At 42.5% G+C, this 11,200-nt stretch carries 9 protein-coding genes; all 9 read left to right on the plus strand.

What is annotated here, in order from left to right:
- Positions 1–1,785, plus strand: a 1,785-nt coding sequence (locus ACESK1_RS10090) for a TIM-barrel domain-containing protein (protein WP_372920058.1), incomplete at its 5' end; no start/stop codon positions are given.
- 16 nt (positions 1,786–1,801) lie between these two features.
- The gene (locus ACESK1_RS10095) at positions 1,802–3,946 is read left to right on the plus strand and encodes a glycoside hydrolase family 97 protein (RefSeq protein WP_372920059.1); all 2,145 of its coding nucleotides are present in this window, start codon (positions 1,802–1,804) and stop codon (positions 3,944–3,946) included.
- Between the two features lie 189 nt (positions 3,947–4,135).
- Positions 4,136–4,924, plus strand: a complete 789-nt coding sequence (locus ACESK1_RS10100) for a DUF5694 domain-containing protein (protein WP_372920060.1) — start codon at positions 4,136–4,138, stop codon at positions 4,922–4,924.
- Between the two features lie 99 nt (positions 4,925–5,023).
- Positions 5,024–5,476 (plus strand): SRPBCC domain-containing protein, encoded by a 453-nt coding sequence (locus tag ACESK1_RS10105; protein WP_372920061.1) that lies wholly within the window; start codon positions 5,024–5,026, stop codon positions 5,474–5,476.
- A gap of 59 nt (positions 5,477–5,535) precedes the next feature.
- On the plus strand, positions 5,536–6,903 hold the full coding sequence (locus tag ACESK1_RS10110) for a TIGR00366 family protein (RefSeq protein WP_372920062.1): 1,368 nt from the start codon (positions 5,536–5,538) through the stop codon (positions 6,901–6,903).
- A 65-nt stretch (positions 6,904–6,968) separates the two neighbouring features.
- Complete coding sequence (locus ACESK1_RS10115; RefSeq protein WP_372920063.1) at positions 6,969–7,442, plus strand: hemerythrin domain-containing protein; 474 nt, start codon at positions 6,969–6,971, stop codon at positions 7,440–7,442.
- Between the two features lie 272 nt (positions 7,443–7,714).
- A complete protein-coding gene (locus tag ACESK1_RS10120; RefSeq protein WP_372920064.1) occupies positions 7,715–9,028 on the plus strand; it encodes a TolC family protein in 1,314 nt (437 codons plus the stop codon).
- A 48-nt stretch (positions 9,029–9,076) separates the two neighbouring features.
- The gene (locus tag ACESK1_RS10125; RefSeq protein ID WP_372920065.1) at positions 9,077–10,147 is read left to right on the plus strand and encodes an efflux RND transporter periplasmic adaptor subunit; all 1,071 of its coding nucleotides are present in this window, start codon (positions 9,077–9,079) and stop codon (positions 10,145–10,147) included.
- Between the two features lie 76 nt (positions 10,148–10,223).
- On the plus strand, positions 10,224–11,200 hold a 977-nt coding region (locus tag ACESK1_RS10130), incomplete at its 3' end, for an efflux RND transporter permease subunit (protein WP_372920066.1).

The following is an 11,200-nucleotide window of genomic DNA, read 5'->3' on the forward strand; positions in this document are numbered from 1 at the left end:
TATGGAAAAAACCATAAAGAGATCATTGGCAGTTATACTAAACTTACCGGGCAGCCTATTATGCCGCCAAACTGGGCGCTGGGCTTTTCCCAGAGTCGGGGTATGCTCACCAATGAAAAACTTACCCGCGAAATAGCACGGGAATACCGGGAGCGGGAAATTCCAAATGATATCATTTACCAGGATATTGGTTGGGTAGACGGGCTGCAGAGCTTTGACTGGCGGGAAGACCGCTATGATGATCCCGAAAAAATGCTCGCCGATCTTGCTGAAGAAGGATTTAAAGTGATCATTTCCCAGGATCCTGTGGTCTCGCAATCTACCGAAGCACAATGGAAAGAAGCAAATGAAAAGGGCTATTTTGCCCTGGATGAACGCACCGGAAAATCTTACGATATGCCATGGCCCTGGGGAGGCAATGCGGGAGTTGTAGATTTCACCAAACCCGAAGTAGCCGACTGGTGGGGGGAACTTCAGCAGAAACCTCTTGATGACGGGGTGAAAGGTTTCTGGACCGATATGGGCGAACCTGCCTGGAGCAATGAAGAAGATACTGATCGCCTGCATATGAAACATCACAAAGGAATGCACGCTGAGATCCATAATGTGTACGGACTGGAGTGGGATCGCGTGGTGACCGAGCAATTCGAAAAAAGAAATCCAAACCAGCGCGTGTTCCAGATGACCCGTGCTGCCTATGCGGGGATGCAGCGATATACTTTTGGATGGAGCGGTGACAGTGGAAACGGCAGTGATGTAACAGCCGGCTGGGAAAATCTCGCCAATCAGATTCCGGTTGGATTATCTGCAGGACTTGGGTTAATTCCATTCTGGGCTACAGATATTTCTGGATATTGTGGAGATATTGAGGATTACGAAGAGTTTTCTGAACTTTATGTTCGCTGGCTTCAGTTTGGGATTTTTAATCCTTTAAGCCGCGCCCATCACGAAGGCAACAACGCTGTGGAGCCCTGGCTTTTTGGTGAAGAAGCAGAAAAAATTTCAAAAGCGGCTATCGAGCTTAAATACCAGTTGCACCCATATCTTTATACCTATTCCCGGGAAGCTTATGACACCGGTTTGCCTATTATGCGACCCCTTTTCCTGGAATTCCCCACTGATGAAAAAACCTATGAAATTGACGAACAATTCATGTTCGGGGAAGAATTTCTCGTGGCTCCGGTTGTAGAAGAAGGTATCACTTTTACCCAGATATATCTGCCAAAAGGAGAGTGGATAGATTACAATGACCCGCAGCAGAAGTTTTCCGGAGAGCAGTTTATTGATTATGACACTCCGCTGGACAGGATTCCTCTTTTTGTAAGAGCAGGAGCCATAATTCCAAAAATGCCTGTAATGCCATATATAGGTGCTATGGATAACACTTCGATGATCCTGGAGATATTTCCTTCCAATAAAGCCTCAGAATTTACCATTTACGAAGACGACGGAACCTCCAATGACTATAAAAACGACAAATTTTCTAAAACAAAAATAGAGGCTGTGCCGGGCGCTTCAGTGATTTCAGTTAAGATCCGTGCCCCTGAAACCTCAGGATATGAAACTGTAGAAAGAAATTTCTGGCTGGAAGTTCATTTAGAAGAGGAGCCTGGAAAAATTCAGCTTAATGGAAAAGAACTCAGCAGCGAAATGTTTTCGGAGTTAAAGGAAAGCAGGAATTCTGAATTTAATGAGGAAGGTCATACCTTTGATAAAGAAAATAAAATACTTTATCTCAAATTTCCCGATACCAAAAAAGAACAATTAATTGAAATTGAAAAATAATCCCAAAAACAAAAAAATGAAAAGACTTTTGATGATATCATGCCTTTGGCTGGTTGCAGTTTCCACCACCCTGGCGCAAGATCTTAAATCCCCCGATGGCAACCTGGAAATGAACTTTAGCCTTCAGGAGGATGGCACCCCTGTTTACAGTCTTACCTATAAAGGGCAGGATGTTATAGAAACCAGTAAGTTGGGCTTTGACCTAAAGAATGACGAGCATTCCCTTTTATCCGGTTTCAGCATTGAGGATAAAGCTACCTCTCATTTTGATGAGACCTGGGAACCTGTTTGGGGAGAAGAAAATGAAATCAGAAACCATTACAATGAGCTTGAGGTAAACCTTAAACAAGACGATGCCAATAGGAACATGGTATTGCGTTTTCGTTTGTTCGATACGGGGCTTGGTTTTCGATACGAGTTTCCTCAGCAAAACGAGCTTGGACATTTCGTGATCAAAGAAGAAAGAACTCAGTTTGCCATGGCGGGAGACCATACGGCCTTCTGGATTCCGGGAGATTATGATACCCAGGAGTATGATTATATAGAATCTAAACTGTCTGAGATTAGCGGTCTCATGAAAGACGCCATAACCGGAAATCTTTCTCAAACCTCATTTTCAGATACAGGAGTGCAAACCTCTTTAATGATGAAATCTGATGAAGGCTTGTACATCAATTTACACGAAGCGGCCCTTATAGATTATGCGGCGATGCACCTTGATCTGGACGATGAGAATATGATTTTTGAATCCTGGTTAACTCCTGATGTTAACGGAGACAAAGGTTACCTGGTTTCTCCAACCCAGTCGCCATGGCGTACCGTGATGGTGAGTGACGATGCAAAGGATATTTTAAGATCAAGAATCACCTATAACCTAAATGAACCGCTGGCAATAGAAGATCCTTCCTGGATTAAACCCATGAAATATATCGGCGTGTGGTGGGAAATGATCACCGGGAAAAGTTCCTGGAATTATACCGATGAATTCACCGCGGTAAAGCTCGGAGTAACCGATTTTGAAGCTGCAGAACCCAACGGGCGTCACGCTGCTAATAACGAAAATGTAAAAATGCACATCGATTTCGCTGCTGAACACGGCTTTGACGGTGTACTTGTAGAAGGCTGGAACATTGGCTGGGAAGACTGGTTTGGCTTTTCAAAAGATTATGTTTTTGACTTTGTAACTCCTTATCCCGATTTTGATGTCGAAGAGATTCGGGACTACGCGAAAAGCAAAGGCGTAGAGATGATTATGCACCATGAGACTTCATCTTCAGTGAGAAATTATGAACGCCACATGGATACAGCCTATGCTTTTATGAAGAAACATGGCTACAATGCTGTGAAAAGTGGGTATGTTGGAGATATTTTACCGAGAGGTGAAAACCATTATTCACAGTGGTTAGTGAATCATTACCAATACGCACTTGAAAAAGCGGCAGATTATGAAATAATGATCAACGCCCACGAAGCTGTGCGCCCCACCGGTGTGGCAAGAACTTACCCTAATTTAATCGCGAACGAATCAGCGCGGGGAACCGAGTACCAGGCCTTTGGAGGTTCAAAACCCAATCACGTGACCGTTCTGCCATTTACCCGTTTAATCGGAGGGCCTATGGACTACACCCCGGGAATTTTTGAAATGGACATCAGTAAATTAAATCCTGATAATGAATCTCATGTAAACAGTACTATTGCAAACCAATTGGCTTTGTATGTGACTATGTACTCGCCGTTGCAAATGGCTGCCGACCTGCCTGAGCATTACGAGCAATTCCTTGATGCTTTTCAGTTTATAAAGGATGTGGCCATTGACTGGGATGAAAGTATCTACCTGGAAGCCGAGCCCGGATCTTACCTTACTATCGCCCGAAAAGAAAAAGGGGAAAACAACTGGTTTGTTGGAAACGTAAACGGAAACGAAGAACGTATTTCTAAAATTTCGTTTGACTTCCTCGACAAAGACAAAGATTATATTGCTACGATTTATTCTGATGGAGAAGACGCCGATTACAAAGACAATCCGCAGTCTTATGAAATAAGGAAGGTACGCGTAAACCACAGGTCTAAACTGTCTCAGGTTTCTGTGCCTGCAGGAGGTTATGCCATCAGTATTATGGAAGTGGATAAGGATGAAGCCAAACAGTTTAAAAGATTGTAGAATTTCATTGGAAACATTTAATTATCTGAACCCTCATCTTAACCGGTGAGGGTTTTCATTTTGTAAAAGGAATTAGAATCTTAAAGCCTATTCCTGAAATTTCTCTTTGAAATTTCATAGTTTTATAAGGTGTTAATCAAAAGGACCCGCTCAAAGCCCTACCTTCGGCGGGATTTTTTATACCATAATATGACCAAATCCAAACGCCTTTTTCTGTTACTTTTCTTTCTTGGAAGTTTCATCGCAGCTGCACAAAATGAAGGAAAGATCAAAGTTTTAAATTATGCTACTTCCCATCTAACCAATACTTCAGATGCATATTCTTCGTATGTAGATGTTAATAATCCTGAAGTGCAGAAAGACATCAGCAGAATCGTAGACCAGTTAGTTGAATTTAAACCCACGATAATCTGTGTAGAGATCGTTCCCGGGGAAGATGAGGCTACCAACAGGACCTATCAGGCTTACATAAAAGACCAGTCTAATCGGGTGAATTATTCCGAAGAGATAAATGTTATTGCTTTTGAAGTGGGGAGACAAGTGGGCGTGGAGAAAGTCTACGGAATAGATGCGCATATTGGCTTCAACTACCCTAAACTTATGGAAATGGCCAAAAAGCAGGACGCCTCAAGTGCATTTTTGGAAGAAAGTATCAAATCTGTGGAATGGATTAATGACCAGCCGCTTTTAAAGCAATTTGCCTTCTATAATTCTGATGAATTTAAATCAGAAACCTTTAATTTCTATAATTTCCTTGCTACAATGCAAACACCCGGGAATAATGAGGGTGCAGAGATCATTTCCGATTTTTACGAAAGGAACCTAAGTATGTATGCTAATCTTTCTGCTATTCCTCTGGAAAAGGAAGATCGCGTGCTAATTCTCCTGGGAGGGACTCACACTGCTTATTTCGATATTTTCCTGAAGCACAATCCAAAGTATGAACTTATTGACGCCACGGAATATACCGATTTCTAATAATTGCGATTCACAACTTCTTTCAGGTTAGGTTTAAAGAAGGACTTTCTACTGAATAAAAATTCACTAATTTGAGGGTTCATTAAAGAAGCCTAAACAATGCAAAAACTACTTCAGGTAAAAGCCGCATTACAAATTCAGAAATCAGCCGCGGAGGTTTTTGAAGCCATCGTCAACCCGGAGAAAATGAAAAATTATTTCATTTCAGAAAGCACGGGACCAATGGAAGAGGGCAGGCTGCTGGTCTGGAAGTTTCCGGAGTTTGAAGAAGAAGCGCCGGTACGTATTCATAAGATAGAGCAGGATAAATATATCTCCTTTTACTGGGATATAGACGAAGAAGAGCTGCTCACCGAAATAGAACTACGTCCCGCCAGAAATAATTCAACAGTAGTACAAATCACCGAAAAAAGCAGAAAGAACGATAAAATGGGCATTCAGTGGTTACAAAATAACACCGAGGGCTGGGCAAATTTTCTTGCCTGCCTAAAAGCTTACCTTGAATATGGTATTAATCTTAGAGAAGGTGCTTTTGATTTTCTTCGGAAATAGTCCTGACTAAGCTTTAACTTTCAAAATAATTATCTTAGCCGGTAAACCAAGTAATTTCGATGTCTGCTTCCCATTTCGTAGAAAGAACATTTAAAAAACTTATTCCTGCGCCATTTACCCTGGCGGTTTTACTTAGCCTCCTCACTTTAGCGATTGCTTTTTTATTTACAGGAGACCAAAGTAGCGATTCTGCCGTGCAGATCCTGGACTTCTGGCAAGCAGGAATGTGGGATCCCGCTCTGCTGGTTTTTATGGTGCAGATGATGCTAATTCTTGTGTTGGGCCACGTTTTAGTGCTAAGCAAACCGGTTGCCTGGCTAACAAGTCAGCTTACCAAAATAGTAACCAACAATGCAAGTGCGGTGATCATCGTTTCGGTTTCTACTATGCTGGTGGCTTTTTTTAACTGGGGTCTGGGGTTGATATTCGGAGCAATTATGGCCCGGAAAGTTGCTGAAGCCGCCCAGGAAAGAAATTTCAAGATAAACTATCCTTTAATTGGTGCAGCAGGCTATGTAGGCCTTATGGTCTGGCACGGGGGAATTAGCGGAAGTGCTCCCTTAAAAGCTGCCGAAAGCGGGCACCTGGCAAGTTTATTTCCCGGCGGAGATCCCGCTTTTCTCGCTCAGTTACCTGATAGCATCCCAACCGATACCACCATTTTTGCCAGTTGGAACCTGATCATCTTTGGAATTTTGCTTTTGCTTATTCCATTGGTGCTGTATTTGATTTCCAGAAGTGCAGGGACTGCTCCGGTAAAACTAAAATCCCAGGATAAAGTCAGCGTAAAGCGTGCGGTAACAGGCGCAGAAAGACTGGATCAATCCAAATGGCTTAAACTGGTTTTTGGATTATTGTTACTAAGTGCTTTTTTTGCCAGTTATTCTGAACAGCTTTTTGCCGGGAACCTAACACCAAATATGCTCAATTTCCTCATGCTTTGTTTGTGCATTCTTATGCATGATTCTTTTGCTTCTTTTCTGAAAGCTTTGGAAAAGGCCATAGGTGGAGCTGCGGCTATTTTGATACAGTTTCCATTATATTTTGGGATCATGGGAATTATGCGGGAAAGCGGTTTGGTTGCCGATATCGCAAACTTTTTCGTGAGTTTCGCCACCGAGCTAAGTCTTCCGGTGTACAGTTTTTTCAGTGCAGGGCTGGTAAATATCTTTGTGCCCAGCGGTGGCGGGCAATGGGCTGTTCAAGGGCCGGTAGTCCTGGAGAGTGCTTTAAAGCTGGGAGTACCCCTGAATAAAGCCGTAATGGCCTTGGCCTATGGCGACCAGATCACCAATATGCTTCAGCCGTTCTGGGCTTTACCGCTGCTGGCAATCACCAAACTGAAAGCCAGGGAGATCCTGCCTTATACCCTCATCCTGATGCTGGTGGGAATTCTGGTGTATGTCGGTGGTTTGTTGCTAATCTGATTCGTTGCCAATTCTATATTCAAAAAGATAATCCTTATCTTAGTTGTACGACTAAAATCCGGAATATGGCTGAAGCACCTAAAAACAAACCTATCAAAAGACATAAAGCGATCCAGCCTCTAAGCCGGGAACACCACCAGGGCCTCTTGCTTTGCTGGAAAATAGGGAAAGGTTTTGAAAAAGGCATTGAACCGGAGAGGATGAAGACTTATCTGGAGTGGTTTTGGGAAAATCACCTGAAACTTCACTTTGAGATCGAAGAAAGATATGTTTTTCCGGTGCTGGGGGAAGATCATACATTGATAAAACAGGCTTTGGAAGAACACGAGCATTTAGAATATTTATTCCAGGCTAAAGAAGATATTTCCGAAAATCTTAAAATGATAAGAAGGGACCTGGAAAGTCATATCAGGTTCGAGGAGCGCGTTTTATTCAACCAAATTCAGAAAGAGGCTTCCGAAGAAGATTACAGAAAACTTCAGGAGCATCATGACCAAGAGATTTCCTGCGGTGTCTGGCATGATGAATTCTGGATATAAGCGTCAATCTGCCTAAATATCCATGTAACTAATGTTACATTCAGTAATTACCGGTGTTTTCGGCTTCTTCAGAAAACTCCCAAATAATCCTTTTTTATTATTCAAAAACCCTTTGAAAGTCTTGATTTCATTGGGTTTTTTGCAATATAAACCTTTCCTGTTTTAAGCTTTTATAAGAAAATTATTTAAAATCTCACCTCTTTTCCTGGGTAACAAGGGTTACAGGCTTGGCCTAGGCTGCGGCTTATTTTTGCCAACAAATTAAGTAACCCATGAAACCATATACATTTATTTTTCTATTAACAATGCTTACGGGAGGATATCTCTATGCTCAGGAAACAACGACGCTCTCTAAGGAGGAGGTTCTGGCCCGGGTACTGGAGGACAACCGAAGCTTAAAGATATCTGAACAGGAGTTCTTTCAGGCCAGAGCAGATTACCGCCAAACCAATGCGGTATTCCTGCCAAATATAAAGGCTTCGCACACGGGTTTTACAACTACCAATCCGTTGATGGCCTTTGGCTCAAAGCTCAACCAGGAAATACTTACTCAAAATGATTTTAATCCAGTGTTGCTCAACGACCCGGATAGGGTTAACAATTTTGCCACAAAAATAGAGGTCCAACAACCTCTTGTTAATGTTGACGGTTTTTTGCAACGCCAGGCTGCTAAATCCAAGATGCAGGCCACTGAACTCCAGGGAGATCGTACCCGGGATTATGTGCTGTTGGAAGTGGAAAAAGCTTATATGGAGTTGCAATTAGCTCATGAGGCCGTATCGGTTTTGGAGACCGCTCAGGAAGCGGCTTTGGAGAATAAAAAACTGGCCGATAACAGTTTTAATCAGGGCTACCTGCAACGTGCCGATGTACTTGCTGTTGATGTTCGCGTGAGCGAGGTAAACAACCAATTGCAAATGGCCAGAAGCAACGTCCAAAATGCATCGGATTATCTCTCGTTTCTGATGAATGAAGAAAGCGGAAGAATCTGGATGCCTTCAGACCAGCTAAAGGCTGAAAACCTTTATTCCGCAGAGAGCCTTCAGCTTTCCGGTGATCGTGCCGATATCCAGGCTATGGAATTCGCCACTGATGCCTATGAAAAAATGAACAAGGCTGATAAAATGGCATTTTTACCAAGGCTTAATGCTTTCGGAAGCTATGAGCTTTATGACGAGGATTTCTTTCAGGGTGCTGCCAGTGGATATATGATAGGTGCCGAACTAAGCTGGGACCTGTTCCAGGGAAGCAAACGATTCGGAAAAGCCCAAAAAAGCAAAGCAGAATTTGAACAATCCAAATTAGAGTTGGATCAATATAAGGCGAAAAGTCAAATGGAGATCAACCGGGCTAAACGCAATGTGGAAGATCTTTATGATAAAATGAAACGCAGTGAACTTGCCGTAGAACAATCGGAGGAAGCTTTCCGTATAAGAACTAACAGGTTTGAACAGGGCCTTGAAAAAACTACAGATCTCCTGCAAACCGAAACTCAATTTCAGCAAAAGCAACTGGAATATTACCAGACGATCTTCGAATATAATTTCGCAAAATCTTATCTGGAATTTTTAACAAAAGCAGAATAATCACCAATTAAATATAATCTCTCATTGAGAGAGGAAATCAAGATAAAAATGAAAACAAGAATTTTACTCACTTTAGGACTTGCAGCAACATTATTCATTAGCTGCGGTGATAATGAGAAAGAAAATATAAAAGAGGTTGCCGCAATACAGGTTACGACTAGCACCCCACTTTCGGCTTCAGGAGGAAAACTTAGTGCAAGCGGTACCGTGGAAGCTGAAAATAATGCTACGCTTAGTACCCGAATAATGGGTTACATCAATCAGGTACACGTTAATACGGGCGATGAAGTTAGAAAAGGCCAGGTGTTAGTGTCTATTAACAATGCTGATCTTCAGGCCAAAAGAGCGCAGGTAAATGCCGGTATAAATGAAGCAACAGTAGCTTTCCGGAATGCTCAAAAAGATTACGAACGTTATCAGGCTTTATTTTCAGAAAACAGTGCTTCCCAAAAAGAAGTAGACGATATCACAGCTAATTATGAAATGGCTAAGGCAAGGATGGAATCGGCTAAAGCGATGAAGAATGAGATCGATGCCCAGTTTGCTTATGCTGAAATAAGAGCGCCATTTAGCGGAGTAATCACCAACAAATTTGTTGAGAATGGAGATATGGCCAATCCCGGTATGCCTTTGATCGCCATTGAAGCCCCCGGAGATTTTGAGATTCGTGCCAGTGTACCTGAATCCTCCATTGGAGCTATAGAATCAGGAGAGGAAGTTGAGGTGCATATCAAATCTCTTAACCAGCCGTTGAAAGGAAAGGTAATTGAAGTGAGCAGCTCTTCCAGTAACACCGGTGGTCAGTTTCCGGTAAAGATCGCTTTGGAAAAAACCGATCTTCCGGTGAGATCAGGAATGTATGCTACTGTTCAATTTCCCGTTGAAGCAGATGAAAACACTCAGGGGCCGGTTACTGTTTCTAAAGAAGCTTTAATAACTCAGGGGGATCTTCACGGAGTTTATACCGTAAGTCAACAGAATACGGCGATGCTTCGCTGGTTGAGATTAGGCCGGACCTATGGCGACCAGGTGGAAGTACTTTCAGGCCTTTCAGCAGACGAGCCATATATTCTTTCTTCTGAAGGAAAACTCTACAACGGTGCAAAGGTGAAAATGTAATTCAACCTGAATTAATTAATCTGATACTATTAAAGAATGTTCTCTCATCATATGGGAGGACTGAAAAAATATAAAAATGAAAGAAGGTTTAGCAGGAAAAATAGCCAGGGGTTTTATAGACTCTAAACTCACCATATTACTGATGGTTGTTTTTATGGTGATTGGCGTTTACAGCTCATTTTTGATTCCGCGGGAAGAAGAACCCCAGATAGACGTGCCAATGGCCGATATCTTTGTGGGCTATCCCGGGGCCAGCCCTACCGAAATGGAATCGAGGGTTATAAAACCCATAGAGAAGATAGTTTCCAACATCAAAGGGGTAGAGTATGTGTATTCCACCTCTATGCAGGAACAAGGGATGGTGATCGTTCAATTTTATGTGGGTGAAGATATAGAACGCTCCTACGTGAAATTATACAACGAGATCATGAAACATATGGACCAGATGCCCGAAGGGGTGACGCCACCTTTGGTGAAAACAAGGTCTATAGATGATGTTCCTATGCTTGGATTAACATTATGGAGTGAAAACTATGACGATTACCAGCTACGACAAATTGCCAATGAAGTAAACCACGAGATAAGCAAAGTGACCGATGTGGCTGCCACCCACAGAATGGGAGGCAGGAACCGGGAAATTCGCGTTGTCCTGGATAAAAATAAAATGGCTTCGGCTGGAGTAGATCTTTTAGGGATTAGTGAGAAGATAAAAGCCAATAATACCCAGATGAGCTCCGGGAGTTTTAACCGAAATGATACTGAATTCCTTGTCAATACCGGAAGTTTTTTACAAACCACCGATGATGTTGAAAATTTAATCGTAGGGATAAATCAAAATCAGCCTGTATATTTAAAGCAGGTGGCCCAGGTGCATGATGGTCCAGAACTGCCCACCGAATACGTTAATTTTGGGTTCGGCCAAGCTGATACAGCGATAGCAGCAGATTATCCCTCGGAATATCCTGCGGTAACTATTTCAGTAGCCAAAAGAAAAGGCGCCGATGCCATGCAGATCGCCGATGTGGTGCTGGAAAAGGTGGAACATTTAAAGAC

The organism is Salegentibacter sp., from assembly GCF_041642575.1.
Classification (GTDB): Bacteria; Bacteroidota; Bacteroidia; order Flavobacteriales; family Flavobacteriaceae; genus Salegentibacter.